At 52.4% G+C, this 20,495-nt stretch carries 21 protein-coding genes; all 21 read right to left on the bottom strand.

Features of this window, described 5'->3' with window-relative positions:
* Positions 1 to 10: 10 nt before the first annotated feature.
* The gene (locus BJU60_RS10970; protein WP_070328904.1) at positions 11 to 1,108 is read right to left on the bottom strand and encodes a hypothetical protein; all 1,098 of its coding nucleotides are present in this window, start codon (positions 1,106 to 1,108) and stop codon (positions 11 to 13) included.
* Positions 1,109 to 1,118: 10 nt separating this feature from the next.
* Entirely contained in the window at positions 1,119 to 1,922 is an 804-nt protein-coding gene (locus BJU60_RS10965; protein WP_070328903.1) for a hypothetical protein, read from the bottom strand.
* Positions 1,919 to 2,599: an ABC transporter ATP-binding protein gene (locus BJU60_RS10960; RefSeq protein ID WP_070328902.1), complete on the bottom strand. Its 681-nt coding sequence runs from the start codon at positions 2,597 to 2,599 to the stop codon at positions 1,919 to 1,921. The genes BJU60_RS10965 and BJU60_RS10960 overlap by 4 nt, the downstream gene beginning before the upstream one ends.
* Positions 2,577 to 2,969: a GntR family transcriptional regulator gene (locus BJU60_RS10955; protein ID WP_070328901.1), complete on the bottom strand. Its 393-nt coding sequence runs from the start codon at positions 2,967 to 2,969 to the stop codon at positions 2,577 to 2,579. The genes BJU60_RS10960 and BJU60_RS10955 overlap by 23 nt, the downstream gene beginning before the upstream one ends.
* A 135-nt stretch (positions 2,970 to 3,104) precedes the next feature.
* Positions 3,105 to 3,713 carry a kinase gene (locus BJU60_RS10950; RefSeq protein WP_070328900.1) on the bottom strand — a complete coding sequence of 203 codons (609 nt, stop codon included), beginning with the start codon at positions 3,711 to 3,713 and terminating at the stop codon, positions 3,105 to 3,107.
* A 48-nt stretch (positions 3,714 to 3,761) separates the two neighbouring features.
* A complete protein-coding gene (locus tag BJU60_RS10945) occupies positions 3,762 to 5,447 on the bottom strand; it encodes a b(o/a)3-type cytochrome-c oxidase subunit 1 (RefSeq protein ID WP_070328899.1) in 1,686 nt (561 codons plus the stop codon).
* Positions 5,448 to 5,918: a cytochrome c oxidase subunit II gene (locus BJU60_RS10940; protein WP_070328898.1), complete on the bottom strand. Its 471-nt coding sequence runs from the start codon at positions 5,916 to 5,918 to the stop codon at positions 5,448 to 5,450.
* 21 nt (positions 5,919 to 5,939) lie between these two features.
* On the bottom strand, positions 5,940 to 6,059 hold the full coding sequence (locus BJU60_RS15170) for a cytochrome c oxidase subunit 2A (protein WP_233589685.1): 120 nt from the start codon (positions 6,057 to 6,059) through the stop codon (positions 5,940 to 5,942).
* Between the two features lie 184 nt (positions 6,060 to 6,243).
* Positions 6,244 to 6,954: a Crp/Fnr family transcriptional regulator gene (locus tag BJU60_RS10935; protein ID WP_070328897.1), complete on the bottom strand. Its 711-nt coding sequence runs from the start codon at positions 6,952 to 6,954 to the stop codon at positions 6,244 to 6,246.
* A gap of 185 nt (positions 6,955 to 7,139) precedes the next feature.
* Positions 7,140 to 8,525 carry an aldehyde dehydrogenase gene (locus BJU60_RS10930; protein WP_070328896.1) on the bottom strand — a complete coding sequence of 462 codons (1,386 nt, stop codon included), beginning with the start codon at positions 8,523 to 8,525 and terminating at the stop codon, positions 7,140 to 7,142.
* Between the two features lie 105 nt (positions 8,526 to 8,630).
* A complete protein-coding gene (locus BJU60_RS10925; protein WP_070328895.1) occupies positions 8,631 to 9,797 on the bottom strand; it encodes an MFS transporter in 1,167 nt (388 codons plus the stop codon).
* A 142-nt stretch (positions 9,798 to 9,939) separates the two neighbouring features.
* Positions 9,940 to 10,653, bottom strand: a complete 714-nt coding sequence (deoD, locus tag BJU60_RS10920) for a purine-nucleoside phosphorylase (RefSeq protein WP_016508372.1) — start codon at positions 10,651 to 10,653, stop codon at positions 9,940 to 9,942.
* A 15-nt stretch (positions 10,654 to 10,668) separates the two neighbouring features.
* Positions 10,669 to 11,376 (bottom strand): response regulator transcription factor, encoded by a 708-nt coding sequence (locus BJU60_RS10915; RefSeq protein WP_070328894.1) that lies wholly within the window; start codon positions 11,374 to 11,376, stop codon positions 10,669 to 10,671.
* Positions 11,373 to 13,124: a sensor histidine kinase gene (locus BJU60_RS10910; protein WP_070328893.1), complete on the bottom strand. Its 1,752-nt coding sequence runs from the start codon at positions 13,122 to 13,124 to the stop codon at positions 11,373 to 11,375. Before BJU60_RS10910 ends, BJU60_RS10915 begins: the two co-directional genes overlap by 4 nt.
* 102 nt (positions 13,125 to 13,226) lie before the next feature.
* On the bottom strand, positions 13,227 to 14,435 hold the full coding sequence (locus BJU60_RS10905) for a M48 family metallopeptidase (RefSeq protein WP_070328892.1): 1,209 nt from the start codon (positions 14,433 to 14,435) through the stop codon (positions 13,227 to 13,229).
* A 95-nt stretch (positions 14,436 to 14,530) separates the two neighbouring features.
* Positions 14,531 to 15,619: a PQQ-dependent sugar dehydrogenase gene (locus BJU60_RS10900; protein ID WP_070328891.1), complete on the bottom strand. Its 1,089-nt coding sequence runs from the start codon at positions 15,617 to 15,619 to the stop codon at positions 14,531 to 14,533.
* 35 nt (positions 15,620 to 15,654) lie between these two features.
* Positions 15,655 to 17,115: an MDR family MFS transporter gene (locus tag BJU60_RS10895; RefSeq protein ID WP_070328890.1), complete on the bottom strand. Its 1,461-nt coding sequence runs from the start codon at positions 17,113 to 17,115 to the stop codon at positions 15,655 to 15,657.
* A 63-nt stretch (positions 17,116 to 17,178) separates the two neighbouring features.
* Positions 17,179 to 17,898, bottom strand: a complete 720-nt coding sequence (locus tag BJU60_RS10890; RefSeq protein ID WP_070328889.1) for an ABC transporter ATP-binding protein — start codon at positions 17,896 to 17,898, stop codon at positions 17,179 to 17,181.
* On the bottom strand, positions 17,885 to 18,685 hold the full coding sequence (locus tag BJU60_RS10885) for a hypothetical protein (protein ID WP_070328888.1): 801 nt from the start codon (positions 18,683 to 18,685) through the stop codon (positions 17,885 to 17,887). Before BJU60_RS10885 ends, BJU60_RS10890 begins: the two co-directional genes overlap by 14 nt.
* A 3-nt stretch (positions 18,686 to 18,688) precedes the next feature.
* Positions 18,689 to 19,255 (bottom strand): nitrous oxide reductase accessory protein NosL, encoded by a 567-nt coding sequence (locus BJU60_RS10880; protein ID WP_070328887.1) that lies wholly within the window; start codon positions 19,253 to 19,255, stop codon positions 18,689 to 18,691.
* The gene (locus BJU60_RS10875) at positions 19,242 to 20,432 is read right to left on the bottom strand and encodes a right-handed parallel beta-helix repeat-containing protein (RefSeq protein ID WP_070328886.1); all 1,191 of its coding nucleotides are present in this window, start codon (positions 20,430 to 20,432) and stop codon (positions 19,242 to 19,244) included. Before BJU60_RS10875 ends, BJU60_RS10880 begins: the two co-directional genes overlap by 14 nt.
* Positions 20,433 to 20,495 lie beyond the last annotated feature (63 nt).

Raw genomic sequence — 20,495 nt, 5'->3', positions numbered from 1 at the left:
GGTTTTTGTATTAGTAAACATAGTAATGGACGGGTTGATTCGAAGTCTGTCCGCTGTCTCCTTCTGCTTTTATGGAAGCGCGCGAAACCATTTCCCCTTCATCATATACTTCTAACATGGCTCCTTCTTTTTTAGGAAGCACATGATAGACTAACTGATCGATATAAGTGATTGACCCGACTGCACCTTGAATGACTTGGCGAGTCGTCTGCTCTAACGAGTTTAAATCAATAATCAATTCTGTTCCGTCAGATCGAATCGCACGATACTCCTGATCTTTGAATAGCGTACCTTTCAATTCTTCCGATTGATTCACTGTCACTACTTTGTTTTCTTTGGCATCATAGACAAATAATCCCGGTAAATCCATTTCTGACGTATACTCCTCACCCGTATCTTCTTGCAACGTCTCAAGTGCCGTCGCCCGAATCGGAATATAGCGGTTGTCCGTCGCCACTTGACCTTGATACGCAGATGGGTACCATGACCATTCCGCCCCCACGACTCCTCCGATCAACGTCTTGGACCGATCAATCTTTTGCGTGACGAACGTCTTCGTCGATTCATCGAACGTCGCCACGTGATGGTTCGTCGTTTCATAGTTTTGATCGTATAGAAGGTGGACTTTACCGTCATAAACATAGAATCCCTTCCAACCACTTTCTAATATCTCTCGTGCCTGTTTAAACTCGGTAACGTCTACTTCCTTACCGTCTTTTGATTTGAGCAACACTAACGTATCACGATCTTTTTGGCCAATTGCCATCTCCCCATCCGTCGTCCAAATGCGTTGCGCATAATCCAACTGTTTCAGCGCTCGTTTGAACGATCGAGAGTCTTCCCCGAAATTCGCTTGAAAATCGAGGAGCTGCTTAAAGTAACTTCCCTTATTCGAGGGGGTGCTCCCATTCAATGTCACATTGATATGCGTATAGGGCTGATCCATCGAATCTTTAGCGACTTGAACGATTCGATTTTCCCACACCTTTTTATTTGATTCGACTTGGAGTGACCAATCCGTCTCTTTTTCCGTCCCGCTGACGGCATATGTGGCGAGCCCTACCGTGATAATCACACCTAAGGCGACCACGTTCACTATTCGTTTCATGCGATTCACCTCACACACTCATTTTTTTTGAAAGGAAGCGACGGCTTAGCAACGTCAGCCCGAAGACCATCCCGATCAAGGCTAAACCGAACAGTCCAATCTGTTCATCCATAAACAAATAGCGATCAAAATAAATAATCAGAAAAGTCGGCAACGCGATCAAACCGCTCACTACACAAATCGCCAAGAACGGTGACCAAAGCGTCCGTTGCCATAGACCCCGCTCCACTAAAACGAACGTGAAGAGTGCGAGCACGACAAATGCGATTAGCACCTGATGCACGAGGAAGTTAAATCCGCTCTCTGGATACATCATGGCAAGATAATCGAATTGTATCGCCCTCTCGAACGATCCTTGAAGCGGAATCATTTTGGCGTTCAGCCAAGCCGAGAACAGTTGATATTGCAAAAACAATGCCATCCATTGAATCGCGAACAGCCCTAAAATGAGCATCATGACCGTCACAAATTTCGCAACGAACAGCTCCATTCTCCCCGTTGGTATCGTCAATAGCCGCATCATAAACATACCGCGCCCTTGAAAATCGCGGTACCAAATCCATACGCTGAAAAAAATCATCGCGACGATCGCGACACCAACCGAAAGAGTAAAAATAGTGCTCCCGATGTAATTTATGAACGAGACCGTATAACCCGTCATACCCTCTAGTCTCATTTCTTCATATGTAGCATTCTGCCTCCATAAGAAAGCACCTAGCCAGCCGAATTGCAGCAGCAACAGTATACCAACCAAAATCAAATAGGATTTTTTTACGCGATCAAGCTCCCAACTGATCAGTTTCAACACGTTCATGCCCCATACTCCTCTCTCATGACGTCGACGATCGATTTCCCGTGAATGAAGCGGACGTCCTCGACGTCGAATTCACGGACGATCCGTCCCCGGTTCAACATGACGGCTTTGTCGACCAAATACTCGATGTCGTCAATCTCGTGCGTCGTGATCAAGACACCGCGGTCTTCCATGATGTCACTCGAAAACAGCTCGACGATTTGCTCTTTTGAAAACACATCGATACCTGAGAACGGTTCGTCGAGCAGCAAGTAATCCGGGTCTTGAGCGATGCCGAGCGCCAAATTCACCTTGGCGAGCGTCCCTTTCGACAGTTCTCTCAACTTATCTTCCGGAAACAGTTTGAACTCGTCGACGAGTCTAGCGAACAGTTTCGGGTCGAACTTCGGATAAAAATCGCGCATGAACGCTTCGCACTGCTCGATCGAAAAGTGGATCGGGAACGTCGAATGATCCGGTACGAACGCGACAGTGTTCAAATCGATTGGCTTGCCGTCAATCAAAACGTTGCCTTGATCGAACGGGGTCAATCCCATGATGCCTTTTAAAATCGTCGATTTACCGGTCCCGTTCAGACCGATGAGACATGTGATCTCGCCTTTATTCGCCGTGAACGACACATCTTCGATGACTTGTTTGTTACGATAGCGCTTCTTAACTCCCAGTACCTCGATCATCGAGATTCCCCTCCCCATATTGCCGTTTGATTTTGCTGACGAGCTCGTCCATCGTGACGTCGAGCTCTTGAATCGATTCGACGAAGACAGCGACCGCCTCATCGACGAGTTCGGTCCGAATTCGTTTTAATACGTGGTCGTCCGTCGTCACCCGACTTGGACGATTGCGTTCGGTCGTGATCAATTGCTGTTCCTCCATTTCCTTGAACGCCTTTTGGACGGTGTTCGGATTGATTTTCAGTTCGGTCGCGAGCTCTCGCCGCGACGGCATCTCTTCGCCCGCCTTCAACTCGCCTAGCGCCATCTTCTTTTTGAAGTAGTCGACGACTTGGATGTAGACGGGAGACCTCGTGTTAAATTGAATGATCATGTTGTCACCTCTCTAAGTGTATGATGCGACTAATACACTATCTGACTGTATTATTACCGTAATACACTTGACTGTCAATAATAATTTCCCAAAACAATCCAAAACAAAAGACGCATCCTCATTGATTAGGATGCGTCAGTTTGATGAGCGGACGATATAGTCGGCTCGTATCACTGGATTGACCGTCTTGATGTAGTGCGCTTCACCCGGCCAGTAGCGGCGCTCATATTTGGCGAGCCGTGCCGCTAAATCGCCGATATACGTATCGCGATTTAGCACACGCTCGTAACGCGTCTCGCGTGGACAGTCAAGATAAACGATGTAGTCGAAATACGACCGCCACTCGTCCCGCAATAAGAAGATGCCTTCAATCAACACGAGCGCATTCGGAGCCACATCGATCGTCCGCATGACAATCGCGTCCTCGTCTCGCTCGTAGTATGGCAACGTCAGACGCGTCTCACCTCGGGACAACGGCTCGAACAACATCTTCACGAGCAGATCGACGTCCCATTGGAGCGCATAGTATTCCACCGCCTCAGGCTGCCCCGTCTCATAGCGCCGATGCCGTTCGACGATGAAGTCATCAATATGTAGAAGCAGTTCGTTCGGCGCGATACCACTCAATTGTTCGACGAGCGTCGTCTTCCCGGCCCCGCTCAAGCCGTCGATCGCGACGATGAACGGCCGGTCGTGGACACGGTTAGCGTATGCTTCACGAATCACTTCCTGTAACGTCTCCATACGTTCTCCCCCAAATCAAAAAAGTCAGCCCTAGAGGCTGACTTCAGTTTACCAGAGCACCCAACCTTTCGCTCCCGGAGGCGCGCTTTCAATCAAGTGCCAAATCGGAACCGTGTAGGCGAATGCGATCAAGACGAACGTGACCGTGATCCAGAGCTTCCAGTTCTCAAAGAACCGTGGCGTCTCCATTGCCGCCTCTTCCGTTTCTGCGAGTGGGAACTCTTCCTCACCTTTTGGTGCGAGGAATGACAAGTTGAACATCGAATATACGAAGATGAGCACCGAGACGAGAAGGATCGTCCCGCCGATTGCCATCGCCATATGGTACGGGATCCATTCACGCGTCAACGCGTCTGAGAAATACGTCGCCGGACCGGTCCGACGCGGGTTACCTTGAAGGCCTGAGATGTGCATCGCATACGACATGATCGACATCCCGAACGCCCACGTCCCCGTCTGAATCAAACCGAGACGGTTCATTGATTTCGTGAGTGTACGTCCGCGTAGTACCGGTACGAGCCAATAGGCAGTTCCAAAGAACGTCAAGGCGACGGCCGTTCCGACCGTGATATGGAAGTGACCGGTGACCCAAAGCGTGTTGTGGACCATCGCGTTCAATTGGTGCGACGCGTTGATGATACCGCCGGCACCAGCCGGAATGAAGAACAACATCCCGACGAACGGGGCGAGGAAACGCACATCGCCGTACGGCATCTTTTTGACCCAACCGAACAGACCGCGTGCTCCGAGAGCGCGTCCCCGCAGCTCGAACGTCGCGAACAGCGAGAACGCCGTCATGAACGACGGAATGACGACGAGGAACGTCAAGATGACTTGGACGAACTTCCAAAACGGATCAATCCCCGGCTCTGTCAACTGGTGGTGGAAACCGACCGGGAACGAGAACAAGAGGAATAACAAGAACGCCATCCGCGCGAGCGCGTCCGAGAAGATCTTCCCACCGATGACTTTCGGCACGACCGTATACCAGACGATATAGGCCGGCATGAGCCAGAAGTAAACGAGCGGGTGACCGAAGTACCAGAACAACGTCCGGCTCAGTTCAATCCCGACCGTGTCTTTCCATCCGAGCGAGAGCGGGAGCAGTTGGAACAAAATCGTCCCGGCAACACCGAGTGTCGCGATGACCCATAGCAACATCGTCATGATACTCATGTACGCTGGGAGTGGCGGATGGACGCCAGGGTGTTCCCGTTTATAGTCCGCATACATGCGGAACATCGCGAACGCCGAGAACCATGTACCGACGACGAAGAGAACGAGACCGACATAGAAGATCGGGTCGGCCATGAGCGGAGCGTAGAACGTGTAAAGTACAGTCGCTTTATTGGCGAGCACCATGATCGTCACGAGTACCGCCCCGGCGATGATCATCCAAAAACCGAGCCAAGCGACACGTGTCGGGAACGATTCAAACCGTCCGAACGACTTGGCGAGCAGCGCGTAAAGTAAGCCGATGATAAACATCGTCGTAAAGACGAGACCAAGCATGATACCGTGGGCCGTCAACAATTGATAGTAACCGAACACTTCCGGAATGATTCCTGTACGGATGAGCGTCTGCATGAGTCCCGCGATCGCTCCAATCAAGACGGCGAGTACCGAGACGACAACGTGGGCATAGGCGAGGCGCGCTTCTTTCACACCGATGCTCGGCACCGGCACACCGCGCTCCATTTCCCACTGTTTCAGTTTTGAGGCTACGTCGTTCATTTAGTCCACCACCTTAATTTTTGTCGCCATCATGTGATGGCCCGTCCCGCAATATTCGTTACAGAGAATTAAAAATTCGCCTGTTTCTTCAAACGTATACGTGAGCGAGTTGATATGCCCCGGCACGACCATCATGTTGACCGGTGTCCCCGTCAACTGGAAACCGTGGACGACGTCCGGTGACGTGACGAGAAACGTCACTTTCGCACCTTTCGGGATTTCAACGTTACCCGGTGTGAACGTGAACGCCTGCGCGACCATGACGAGTTCATACTCGTTATCACCAATTTTATTAAGTCCAGGTTTATCGAACGGCGCCGTCTGATGCACTTTCGCCGGGTCGATCAAATCAGCGTCCGATGCGGGCTGGTTGCCGGCCGCAAACGCCGAAATGCCGAGCACTGTCAAAAACACGCCTAATAGAACGATGCCAAAGATCAACCAATATTTTTCAAGCTTATGAATATGCATGTTTGTTTTCTCCTTTTGACGTTATCGTGTAACAAATAAATAAAAGACCGACGACCACATGGCGATGATGACACCCGCGACGATCATGACCGATGTAAACGTGCCTTTCAGATTCGGTTCTTGTCCACCGTTCTTATCCACGTGAAGGACCCCTTTCGCTATAATTTCCTCTTTCATTGTATGAAATTCACCCCGACTTAATATGTGACTTTTATCACTTCAAAAGTGACAATCACATCAATTTTGCGTAGTTTCCACACATAAAATTCACAATTAGCCAAATCAAGACGACAAAAAAACCGCCTCTCTAAGAGACGGTTCCTCGTTATAATCGGCAAATCCCGGCCGGACAGCCTTCGCAATGGCACAGCTCTTTTAAGAAATCGATATCATGCAAGACGATCGAGTTTCCCGTCGTTGTCAGGACGCCTTCTTTTCGCCACTGGTTCATCATCCGGTTGACGGTCTCACGCGGTGCCCCGATCAGTTGACCGAGCTCCCCATCGGAAGGATGTCGTGAGATGACGACCGCGTCATCTTCCTCCACACCGTGCATGGCCGCCATCCGAAGCAACGTCGATGCGAGCGCTCCCGGCTTTCCGTACAATAGCAAATCACGCAGTTTCATCTCTGAATGTTTACGCATCATCGACGTCCAGCGCAGCACGTCACCGGCAAATTTGGCGTCTTGCTGCATGATAGTCTCGATGTCTTTCTTTGAAATAACGCCAATGACACTTTCTTCCGTCGTCTCGATGCTGTAAGAACTCGGGAACGTGTCGACGATATCAAACTCACCAAAAAAATCGTCGGCGCCATATAAGAACATGACGATTGGATTCCCTTTTTTCGTGATCTTCGTGAATTTGACAGATCCGCTCTTCAAATAAAAGAATTTATCACACTTCTCACCTTCCCAACAGACGATGCTAGCCTTCGGGTAGTCTTGAGGTGTCATCATTTCGAGCAATAACTGTTTCGTCTCCGCTGAAAAGATAAAGCTGTTCGGTTCGGTCGTCCCACATTTCGTAGACATATTCGTCTGCTCCCTCCACAATTCATTGGTGCCTGGAATGTCTCGTACGTTTCATTTATGGCTTTATTATACAGTAGCGTGAGCACCCTGATCACAAAAGTATGTGACATTTCAAACAATCTTCTATTTTTCAATTCGTTCTCATAAAAAAAAGACTGTAGAAAGTCTACAGTCTCAGATCAGTCTCAGCGATAGACGAGACGGATCAGCTTCTCCGCTCCTTTAAAGTTTGGATAACGAATCGGCACATCAAATTTTGTCGTGTTGCGTAATATTGATTTGGCATGGCTGAACGCCTCAAAGCTATAGCGTCCGTGATAAGCCCCCATCCCACTCTCCCCGACACCGCCAAATGGCAAGTTCGGGTTTGTCAAATGCATGAGGACATCGTTGACACAACCGCCGCCGAATGTCAGATGCTTGAGCACCGTCTGTTCGACAGCTTTCGTTTCCGTGAACAGATAGAGCGCGAGCGGATGCGGACGGTCGGACACAAACTCGATCGCCTCATCGAGTTGACGATACGTCAGCACCGGCAAAATCGGTCCGAAAATCTCGTCTTTCATGACAGCAGCCCCATCATGAATATCCGTCATGACGGTCGGGGCGATTTTCAAACTTTCCCGCTCCGTCGCTCCCCCGAAGAAGACGTCCCCTTGACTCAAATAACTCGTCAACCGATCAAAATGAGACTCGCTGACGATCCGGGTGAACCGTTCTGTCCCGATTCCGTTCCCAAACATCAGGAACGCTTCCCGCTTGATTGCTTCAAGAAACGCATCACGTTTCGACTCGTGGACGAGCACGTAGTCCGGGGCGACACACGTCTGCCCGGCGTTCATCCATTTCCCCCACGCAATCCGTTTCGCCGCAATGTTAATATTGGCATCTTCATGGACGATGGCCGGTGACTTCCCACCTAATTCGAGCGTGACCGGCGTCAATTGCTTGGCCGCAGCCTCCATGACGATTTTTCCGACTTGGGTCGAACCGGTAAAGAAGATATGATCCCATTTTTGCGCGAGCAAAGCTTGAGCGACGTCTTTATCCCCTTCGACGCTGACGACGTAACGATCGGTGAACGCCCGTTCGAGCACTTTCGTCATTACTTGGGCCACGTTCGGCGTCAATTCCGACGGTTTCACGACAGCCGTGTTCCCGGCCGCGATTGCTCCGATGAGCGGTGCGATTGCCAATTGGAATGGATAATTCCAAGGCGCGATAATGAGAACGGTGCCGTACGGTTCATACATGACTTCACTTTTTGTCCCGAGGTGGATCGCTGCGCCGCGAACCCGTTTCGGGCGCATCCAACGCTTCAACTCTCGATTCGTCCGACTGATCTCGTCGTAAATAAAGCCGATCTCCGTCGTGAACGCATCGAGCTCTGATTTATTTAAATCTGTTTTTAACGCTTCGATAATCTCTGCTTCGTGATGTTTGATTGATTCTTTCAAAAACGTCAACATACTGAGACGGAATGCGAGCGATTTGGTCGCTTGCGTCTTAAAGAAACGACGTTGCTTACTGATGAGCTCTTCGATCGTCAACTGTTCGATTGGTGCGAGCATAAATCTGCCTCCCTTTGAGTGATAACGCTGTCTTTATCTTATCACTATCCAATCAGACCCGACCATTTTGAACGTTCAGCCGTTGCTGCTTGATACGTGCCCATCTCACCCGGTCTTGTTTGAAACGACACGTTTCCTTGTCTGCTCGATCACAATCAAAAGCAGGCCCGCTAGCAGCAAAACAATCCCGGTCAGCGTGAATTTCTGCGTTAACGAGACGGACAGCCACCCTAAGAGAGCCGAACCCACGACCGTACCGAGAGAGAAAAACGCATAGAAGTAGCCGTATGATTTGCCTCGATTGGCACTGTTCGTCGCTTTGATCAACATCGTGTTGATGGCCGGGAACAAAATAGCGAAGCCGACGCCATAACAGCCGAGCACGAGATAGAGCAGATTTGCGCTACCCGACAAACCGATCAGAATTTGACTAACCCCAAGGATGCCGATCCCGAGCGCAGCCAAGCGCGCCGGCTCGAACCGGTCGAAGATACGGTTCGTCGGCAAGACGAACACGAGGACGGCAGCAACGCCAAACGTGCTGAGCAACGTCCCGCTGAGCCGTGAGTCGTAACCGAGCGCTTGCACGTAAAGCGGTAATAAATAAGCGAGCGCTCCTTGCGAGAACATTAATAAAAACGCCCCGACATACGCTTTGACGACGTCACGCTCTAGCGTTTTCGAACCAACCACTTCGCGCCGGTCCTCATGTTTAACAGCGAATCGCAACCGCTTTAACACGACGAGGGCAAGCAAAGCCACAAGCACGCCATACGCCGCCACGTACGTAAATACGACCGGGACCGATGTGCGGCTGGCCATGATGCCGCTGAACGCTGGTCCTAGAATCGCCGCCAACCCGACGAAGCTCCCGGTGAGCGCCACTTTTTTCCCTTGTCGATTGGCCGCGGTCAAGTTCGCGGATAGCGTAAACGCAGCCGGTACAATCAAGCCGGCCACGAATCCGTGAACGACACGCACCACCAATAACATCGAAGCATCATCGACAAGGCGATACATGAGCAGACTCGCACTTGATAACACTAAACCGACGAGTAAGATTCGGAACGGACCGAACTTGTCCGTCCAAACGCCAGACAAAATGTTCCCGAACGTGTTCGACAATGAATAGATGGCAATGACGACACCGGCGATGAACGGCGTCGCACCGACTGAGGTCGCGAACGTGCTCATGACGGGAAGTTGGGCAAACAGATCAAAAAACGCAAAAAAGACGATACTATAAATCACAAAAGCGGATGGTTTATTCACGGAATTCTCTCCTTAGCTCAGCACCTCCACGGACACTGAGTTTTCAGCTTCAGTCTAGCTTGCCGGTTCCGCTTTGTATAGACACGTTGGCACACTGACACAAAAAGTCCCTACAAACGTTGCGTCTGTAGGGACTTATGATTTAGTTCGTCACTTCGACTGCTGTGTCGAGGGCGACACGAATCATCTCGTCGAACGTCGATTGACGTTCTTCTGATGTCGTCTCTTCACCCGTTAACAAGTGGTCAGAGATCGTGAGGATCGTCAAGGCGTTGACTTTATGTTTCGCCGCGAGCGTGTAAAGGCCGGCTGCTTCCATCTCGATTGCGAGGCAACCGAAGTCCGCCCACTTTTTGAAGTGGTGGAAGTCATCTTGGTAGAACTGGTCGGCCGTGAAGATTTGACCGACTTTGACCGGGATGCCCGCTTTCTCCGCGTTCATATACGCACGATGTAGGAGGTCGAACGTCGCTGTCGGTGCGTAGTCCATGCCGTCGAACCGGACACGGTTTTGTCCCATCTCACTCGATGCGCTCATCGCGATGACAACGTCACGCACTTTGACGTCTTCTTGAATCCCGCCGGCTGTACCGACACGAATCAAGTTTTTAGCACCGTACGACATGATCAATTCGTTGACGTAAATCGACATCGACGGCACACCCATACCTGTCCCTTGAACAGAGATGCGTTTGCCTTTATACGTACCTGTGAAACCGTACATGCCACGCACTTCGTTATACAGTTCGACATCCTCTAAGAACGTCTCGGCGATGTATTTCGCGCGCAACGGATCTCCTGGAAGTAATACCGTTTCTGCGATTTGTCCTTCTTTTGCCCCAATGTGTACACTCATGATAAAATTCCTCCTTTAAAGTTGTCGTTGGTAGTCTTCCCGATATTCGTTCGGGGTAACACCAACTTGTTTTTTAAAGACTTTTCGGAAGTATTTGTCGTCCGAAAAACCAACCGCTTGGGCGACTTCATAAATACGTTGTCTACTTGTTTCAAGGAGACGCTTGGCTTCGAGCATGCGGATCGACAGCAAGTACTCGGATAAGTTGACGCCATACTGCTGCTTAAAACGACGCGATATGTATTCGCGGCTCAAGTAAAAGCGCTCGCTCATCCCTTGCAAGCTGAGCTCTTCCGCATAATGACGCTCAATAAACGCACCGATTTGGAAGATTGGGTCTTCCTCGGCTGGACAGACGTCTGCGAGGGCACGTTCGAGCGTATCGTTCAACACGTCCGGATCAATCGGTTTCAGCAAGTAATCGAAGCTGCCGAGCTGAATCGCGCGCCGCATATACGAATACTCATCGTACCCGGTCAACACGATCAGCTTTACCGACTCCACCTCTTGATGCACCCATTCCATCAACTCAATCCCGTTGCAGCGCGGCATTTGAATATCCGATAAAACCAAGGCCGGGCGCTCTTTCGTGATAATCCGTTTCGCTTCTTCGCCGTCGCTCGCTTCGAACACTTTCGTGACGCCGAGACGTTCCCACTCCCCAAGCAATTTGACCGCTTCCCGTACCGGCGACTCATCGTCGACGATCAATACTTTCGTCATGACGCACCCGCCTCCTTCACGGCCGGGAAACGCATGACGATGCGGAATCCGCCGGTCTCTGGTGTAGCCAACATAAACTCAGCCTCCCGATTATAGTTTAACATGAGTCGATCGCGAATGTTCTTTAAACCGGTGCCTTCCGCACCATGAATCGGTCCTGTCGACCGTTCGATCCGTTGTTGCAGGGCGTTCAGCTCAAAGTCCGAGATCGCTCGCCCGCTGTTCTCACAACGGATGATGAGGTCGGCTCCCGTTTGACGGATGTTTAAGCAGAATCGATTGGCCGCCGTCGCCCCGTCCCGCTCAAACCCATGTTTGAAAAAGTTCTCCGCGAGCGGTTGGAGGATCATCTTCGGAACGATCAAGTCGAGCAACGCGTCCGGGACGTCGACCTCGACGTCGAACTGATCGGGGAAGCGGACCTGTTGGAGCCGAACGTACGAATTGAGATGCTCGACTTCGCGCTTGAGCGTCACCATCGACTCGTCCGGGTGCATCGTGTACCGCATCATCGAGGATAACTGTGTGATTAAGCGATAAACCGTTTTACCGTCCCCTTTTAGGGCGAGCGTCCCGATCGACTGCAGCGCATTGAATAAAAAATGCGGGTTCGTTTGTGCCTGCAGGGCGCGCAGTTCGTTCGTCCGATTTTCGAGTGCCAACCGATATTCGCGCTGAATCAAGTCATCGATCCGTTCGATCATCCGTTTGAACTGCCGACCAAGGACGCCGAACTCATCATTTCCCAGGGAATCGAACGAAACGGTCATGTCCCCTTGCTCGATTCGCCAAATGTTCGACGTGAGCGTTTTAATCGGCGTCGTCAAACGCATCGATGCGTATGTCGCCCCGATCAACGCTAAAACGAGCGAAACCATCCCGACGACGAAGATGATGAATGACGTCCGGGATGCCGGTTCAATCAACAACCGATCCGGAATCGATTTCCCGACATAAAACGTTTGATTTTCAAACTCGAACGATTTAATGATCCGATGATGTTTCCCGTCGACCGACATCGACTTCGCCGCCACAGTGTCCGGGATGTCCTCGTCCCCGAGCTTGGCAAACACTTGATTGTTCCCGCCAATAAACCAAAGGCTTTCCTCCGGATTGTTTTGCAACGACGCGAGTTGTCCGACAAACACGTCTTCCGGTATATCGATCGAGAGAATCGCGAGCGGTTTATCCGTCTCGATCTTGTCGAGCCGGAAATGGAGCGTCACGACCTCTTCTGCCGAGACTATCGGTCCAAAGTCATGGTACGGGACGAGCGGATGCGACGCCTCGAGCAAGACACGGCTCTCTTCATACTTCAGCAATTGTTGTTGAATCGCACTCGGTTGTTTTTTCGAACGTGGTGACACTTTCATTTTATAGGCGGCGAACGAGTCCATGTCTTCAAGCATGAGCAATTGAATCTGTGCGACATCCTCCCGTGATAAGTACATACCAAGGAGGGCCCGCCGAACTTCAAGCTCCGTCTGCTCGAGTGACAGCCCGGGACCGTATTCAAGAATGTCGAGGACGTCCCGATTGGCGTATAGGCTCGTCGGCAGGCGGCTCAAGTCAGAGATGTAGCGTTCGATCTGCAACGTCCCGCGCTCGAGTGACCAGTCCGTGAGCTCGAGACCGCGCTCTCGTTCCCGGTCTTTGACGTACCAAAATGATATGACGGTCGCTAAAATAACCGGAACGATGATCGTCAATGCGATCATCCCGGTCAATTTCGTACGGATGCTCCTCACCGACACCCCTCCTCTTGAAGATTATATCACGGGTCATGCAAGCGTTTGCAATCCCAACATAAAAAACTCGTCCCTCAGTTTCCCGAGAGACGAGCCAGCTGTTCATTCATAAGAACGTAGCAGTTCTATAATCCCAAATTCGTGGCTCCAATCTTTCGCCACATCGATCGGTGTCATACCATCGTCATTTTCTATGGTGACATCTGCCCCGCTTTCGAGCAAGAGCACTAATGAATCGTAGTCCATTCCATCGTTGTACAGCAAGTTATGGAGCGGCGTATCGCCATAACTGTCTTGCATATTGACATCTGCCCCATTCGCCAGCTCTTCTCGAATCGCATCGGCACCTGCATTGTCGTACGCCAATTCTTGGAGCGGTTCTTCCGTCATTTCACCAGCGAACCCTTCGCTGAACGGTGAAGCGGCGAGGCTCGTGAACCCGTCACTCATAACGAGCCACGCGATGATGGCCCCGTTGACGAGCACGGTGACGACAATCGTTCCGATGATTGAGGCTTTGACATAACCAGCCGTCTTGAACATCGGCACGTTCGCCTCACCGGCATGCGTGGCGATAGCGGCGATCCGTTTCGGCAATGTCGGATGCGTCGAGATCAGTTCGCTATATTTGGCGATGAACCCGTTCTCACGACTTGCTTCATATAAATAGTCAAACTCGTTCACTTCTTTGGCGAGCCTTCCACCGACGGCGAGGATAGTGAGCGCCCGTTTTGAAGCCGCTTCGTCTTGAATGTAATGCGCGGCCATCCGGTCGCACGTATATTCGCAAGCGCGTGAATACGCTGTCCCTAAAAATGGGACGATATTCCCGAGCAAGACGAGCCACTGTTTTTGGACATGATTGCGGCGGATGTGCGCGAGTTCATGCGCGATGACGAACTCGACTTCTTTCGTCTGACCGTTCCGAGACAGTTCCACGACGTCCGAATACAAGATGATCATATTCTTTTGGAAGAATCGGGTCGCGAACGCGTTCAAGACCCCGCCCGCCTGTAAAATATAGACGTCTGGCAACAAACGGATGCCCATCCCTTGTCCGACGCGCTGATACATCTCATGCAGGTCGGCGAATTGTCGCTCCGTCACTTTGACCCCGTTCGTCCGAATATAGCCGATTTGAATCCAGTGCGCGAACATCGACAGCGAGACGATTAGCCCGATGATCCACAGGAAGATACCGAGTGAGGCAATCGTCAAGACGATGCCGACAATGATCGTCAGGATGCTCATCGCGACGAGCAGTCCGAAATACAATTGTTCGTGCTTATGTACCAATTTTGAATGATCCATGTCATTAACTCCTTCATTTTCCAATTAACGTCTTTATTATACGTAATCTCACAAGTAATACAACAAAAAAATAGAAACTGACGAGATGTCAGTTTCTAACGTAATTCCAACATGAACAGTTGATCGTCTTCCGCTCCCGGATTTCCCCGGCCGTCCGTATTGTTCGTGATGTAATACAGACGGTCGTCTTCTAACCAGACGTCCCGGATGCGCCCTTGATCCTCGACGAGCGGAACGACTTCGCGCGTCTCACGGTCGATCGCGACCAAACGATTTCCACGCAACGTCGCCATATAGACGTACTGTTCGTCGGCAACGATGCCAGATGGCGCCCATGACGTTCCTCCGACCTCAAACCAAGGCGTCTCGAGACCGTCTTCCGTCTCATTGGCCTCGATGATCGGCCACCCGTAGTTGTTGCCTGGCTCGATGATGTTCACTTCGTCATGACCGGACGCCCCGTGTTCGCTCGCATAGAGCACGTCTTCGATGACGGTCAACCCTTGCGGATTCCGATGGCCGGACGAATAAATCCAATCGACCGGGTCCCCTTCGCCGGACAACGGCACGCGCAGGATTTTCCCGGCAATCGACGTCTCATCTTGAGCGAGGTCTGGGACGAGTGCGTCTCCGGTCGTGACCCAAATCACGTCACCGTCGAGTAATAAGCGTCCGCCGTTATGGAACTGCGCCCCGGGTATGTCTTCCAAGACGATGTCCGTCTCTTCAAATCGTTCTCCGTCCCACGTCAATTCGACGACCCTGTTCCGCACATCCCCAGGTGTCCCGTACGTATGATAGGCGTACAGCTGTCGCGACGTCGCAAAGTCATCCGCGAGAGCAAGACCGAGTAGTCCGCCTTCCCCGATTTCAAGCACATCTTCAGTCAGATCGACCGGTTGACGCGAGACGTTACCGTCAGCATCAATGACTGCAATCGTTCCCCCGCGCTCTGAAACAAGCCAACCGTCCTCGGTTCGTGCAATCGACCATGGGACGTCGAGCTGTCGTGCAATCGATTCGTTCGCCCCAACCGATAACGCGTCATCTTCGTTCGGCGCCCCTTCCGTCGATTCAGCCGGTTGTTCGATCGGGGTTTCCTCTTCTTGGACCGCATCGTCCGCCGAATCAGATGCACAACCGGCAACAAAGACGAGTGACAACATGAGTAACCATCGTTTCAACGTGACCGCCTCCTTTCCCCCATCATACCGCGCTTTTAGGCGTCGCGTGAAGGTTCGGGTGGGCGGGTCGGTAACCGAAGCGCGATGAGCAAAGCGATGAACGCCGCGAGCGCCGCTCCGACGAAGACACTGTTCAGTCCCGAGGCGATCAACTGCTCACCTTGCAGACGGACGCTCTCGTCAAGCGTGGCACTCGCCGCCCGGTTGAAGAACGATTCGAGCGAGACACCGCTCAACGTTTCGTCGTTCCGGAATCCGCTCAAGACGATAAAGTTGAACATCGCCCCGAACACCGCGACGCCGAGCGTCTGTCCGACCGTACTTAAAAATGAGTTCGCCGCTGTCGCTGTACCGCGCTGACGGTATGACACGACCGTCTGCAACACGACGATGAACATCGGTTGTGATAAACCGAATCCGACGCCGATGATGGCGACGGCGAGGTACACCCAGACGTCCGAACTCGATGGAGTCATCAGCGTCAAGATGACCGTCCCGATCAAGAGCAGGCCCATCCCGAAGACAGCCCGTCGTCGCGGTGATGCCGCTCCGAGCGTCCGTCCGCCGATAATCGACGTGAACGTCCATGCGACCGAGAGCGGCATGAGCATGAAGCCCGCCTCCGTCGCCGATTTACCAAGTACAGCCTGCGCCCAAATCGGGATGTAGGCTGACATCGAGACGAGCACCCAAGCAGCAAAGAAGACGGCCCCGTTGATGGACGCGATAATCGGCTGCTTCAACAGCTCGAGCGGCAGGAGTGGTGTCTTGGCCCGGCGCTCTGACATGAAGAAGCTGACGAGCAACACAAGACTGAATAGACCGCTGACGACGACCGGTAGCGTCAAGATGTTCGTTTCACTGAACGTGATCAAGGCGTACAAGAATGCGGTCGTCCCCCCAGCGAACAGGAGTGCTCCTTTTATATCGATCCGTTCGGTCGTCTCAGCGACCGTCTCTTTATAAAATGTGACGATCATGATGAACGATAAGAGCGCAAACGGAACGTTCAACAAGAACACGTAGCGCCAAGACAACGTCTCGACCAAAAATCCTCCGATGACCGGTCCGAGTACACCGGACACGCCCCACACCGCGCTTAAAATCCCTTGGATTTTGCCGCGCTCTTCATACTTATACAAGTCCCCGATAATCGTCATCGAGATCGGCAGGACCGCACCGGCACCAAGACCTTGCAGCGCCCGAAACACGATCAACTGCTCCATCGATGTCGCTAGACCGCATAAGAGCGAGGCGAGTGTGAACAGCCCGATCCCAAACAAGAGGACGCGCTTACGCCCGAACAAGTCGGCGACTTTTCCGTAAATCGGTGTCGACACCGCGGTAAATAGTAAGAAGGCGGCAAATACCCAACTGACGAGCGCCGCGCCGTTCAACTCGCTCGCAATGACCGGCGTCGCGACCGAGACGACCGTCCCTTCGATCGCCGCCAAAAAAGTCGCAAGCAGTAGTGCGACCGTAACATTCTTTCTCATCTGTTCCATCTCCCCACAAAAATAGTGGCGCCGGAAGGCTCCGACCACCACTTCAACTGTCTATTATTTTGTGCGAGCGGCGTCTGTTTGACAAGCCTCAACTTCCGGTTCGAAAAAGAAGTTTTTAATTTCGGCGTAAGCGGCCTGTTCATCTTGAACGAGGACACGTCCGGCCAGCCGGCCGGCATCAAGCATCCAGACTTCGTCAGCAAGCCTCGCCGCCACATCGAGCTGGTGTGTCGAGAACACGATCGTCGTCCCGCGGTCGGCCTCTTCCCGCAACAGTCGGCCCAATACATGCATCCACGTCGGGTCGAGACCGTTCGTCGGCTCGTCTAGCAGTAAAATGTCAGGTTTCGTGACCAACGCTTGAGCGAGCAGGAGACGTTGCCGCATCCCTTTCGACAACATCCCGACCTGTTGCCGGGTCTTGGCGTCAAGCCCGACACGGTTCAATAGAGACGCATCCGGTTTGACTCCTTGAAGCAACGCGTAATACGCAAACGTCTCACCGACGGTCCACGACGGATCGAATGCGAAATCATCAGGCATATAACCAAACGATTGATTATACGATTTTCGACGGTCACGCGTCTCCCCGTTCAACGAGATATGACCGACACTCGGTGCGAGCGTACCGTTCATCATGTTCAGTAGCGTCGATTTCCCAGCCCCGTTGCTTCCGCATAAGGCGACGACCCGACCGTCGGCAATCGCTCCGTCAAGCGGATGGAGCGACCATACATCGCCATAGCGTTTACCGACCTGTTCAAGCTGAATCATGTCGTCCCTCCTGTCGAAGTAACCAAGCTGTCCCGAACCACAACACAAACACGACACTCAAGATCGCGATGCTGACGGTCAAACTACCGAGTGGGTCGCCGAGCCAGCCGATAAACGTTTCATAGACGGCCCCGAACAGGTCAGGTGCCGACAAGACCGAGCTCACCCAGACGCGCAGTAGCTCAAATCCGTTCAAAAACAGAAGCCCGACCATCGCACTCGCTTGCGACCCGTAAGGCAGCCAAGCAATCGTTGCCACGAGGAGCGTCGGCCAAAGTAAAACGAGGACGACCCAGACGATGAACGAGAGGAGCACGGCTCGAAGCCTCGTCCGTCCGACGACGCCGATGAACGTGCCGATCGCGGCACCGTACGCGGTGAGGCCGAACGCATACACCCATAGGACGAACCACGTCTCGAGCGGCATCGAAACAAGGAACGAGGCGAGCGCGAACGCAAGCGTGATGATGAGTCCTTGCGTCGCCAGGAATGCGCTGTAACGCATCCAGACCACGCGGCGCATCGACACCGTGAACGTCGAGACGAGTCGCATCCGCTTTGATTCACGCTCATTGCCCCACTGCAGTGCCGTCGTCAACATGACGAGGAGCGGTAACACGAGCCCGATCACCGTGACGAGTGTCGCGCTGACGTTCGTATACGCCGTCGCCACCGGGATCGCTTGGCCGAGACCACCCAGCAAGACGAGTGTCAGTACCCAAGCAAGCAAGAAGACGTAACTTTCTTTCTGACGCAGCGTACGGGACCATTCGATCCGCCATAACATCGCTTACTGCCCGTGACCGTCAGATGACTCATCCGAATCGTGCGCGTCACTCATGTCGCTCGCTTCGCCATCGTCGTCCGAATTCATTTTTTTATGACCGTTCATCTCGCCGCGTTCCCACGTGTGTTCTTTCAAGTCGTCTAAATCCATCACCATGCCGCCATTCTCTTCGGCATACGTCTCCGCGTCCGCTGCTTTCGCGAACGAGACGATGTTATAAGCCATCGGCGTTTTCGCTTCTTTATTATAGACAAACGTACCTTCATCTAAATCGACCCAGTCCATCGTATTGTAGTCTTTCACATACATCGCCGCGATGTCCTCTTCCGTTTGCTCAGGGTACCAGTCACGCATCAAACAACCGATATCGTCGAACGCATAGCCTTTCCCGTTGTCCATGATCGCTTCGGCAGCGAATTGTTTATCCATCACTTTCATCTTGCACACTTCACACTCGGTCTCGCCCCATTCGATATCGAACGGTTCCGCCGCAGCGCTCGAACACGCCCCAAGTGCGAGCGTCAAACTTGATGCAGCGAATAGTCCTGCCATTTTCTTATACGTAGTCATATCGTTTCCTCCCAAATATCCATAGTAAAACCATCATTCCGGTTAAAGCGACCGCTCCGAACGACCCGTTCCACTCGATGCGAAACGCGGACACAATTGGTCCTGCGTCCGTGAGTGTGACCTCGTCCGGGCTGCGGAGCACACGTTCAAGCACGGTTAGCCCCGGGGCACCGTACAGCAACTCGAACGCTTCATATGAATCGGCCAATAAAAACAAGTACGGGTCGGCCCGAAACGGGATCTCACTGAACCCGTCGCGTGTCAAATCGAGCGTCGGTCCGCCCCAATCGTTTCCTTGAATCACATTGTCTGCCGACTCAAACGAGACGACCGGATACCGATTGCCGGTCAAGTCATTCCCTGCCATCGTCATCCCGTTCGCCGACTTCAAGCGCAGTCCTACATCATTGCCATTCACACCGTTGTCATGAATCGTCGTCCACTCCGATTTTTCCGCATAAATCCCGATCCGATTGCCGAAGATCGCGTTGGCACGCAACGTCGTCTCGACTGCTTCAAACAACATAATCCCGGTCGCCGTCGCGCCGACTTGGTCATGGATTTGTCCGTTCTCGATGACGACGCGCTCTGTCCCCATGATCATCGCACCTGCTCCGTTGCGCCGGAGGTTCGGCAAATTGATCGACACGTCTGTCGGAAACATGAGATGGACACCGTATCTAGCATCGGCAACGCTCGGTCGAATCAGCTGGTGACCCGACCCGTTCTCGATGTAGATCCCGTCACGGACTCGGTCGATGACCGCCCCTTTGATCAAAGCCGCTTCGCTGTTCAATAGCGAGATGCCCTCGTGTTGATTAGACCCCGAGATGACGGGACGGACGAGCCTTACCCCGTAGCTGTCTTCCACTACGATACCGGTCCCGGACGCTTCGACGGTCACATCGATCAGCTGATGGCCAAGCCCTGAGACTTGTATGGCAGCCACGTCCGTCTGCCGGCACTGTTCGACCAAAACATTCTCGAGCACCGCCCCGGTCCCTTCTAACCGAAACGCCGGTTCATTGCAGCTGACGAAGCGTTTCCCCGCACCGTCAAACGTCTCATTCGAACGGACCACGATCGGTTCGTCAAGCGTCACTAAATCGGACTCCGCGTGGACAGACGGGACTGCGAACAACAAGCCGATGAACAATCCAAGTTTTAGTTGTCTCATAACCCCTCCTCTTGATCAATCGCTTACAAAACATATTGTACGAAAACCTAGGGGGGTATGTGT

Source organism: Exiguobacterium aurantiacum, from assembly GCF_001766415.1.
GTDB lineage: Bacteria > Bacillota > Bacilli > Exiguobacteriales > Exiguobacteriaceae > Exiguobacterium > Exiguobacterium aurantiacum_A.
The sequence above is the reverse complement of the archived record's forward strand: the minus strand, read 5'-3'. Positions and strand labels throughout refer to the sequence as shown.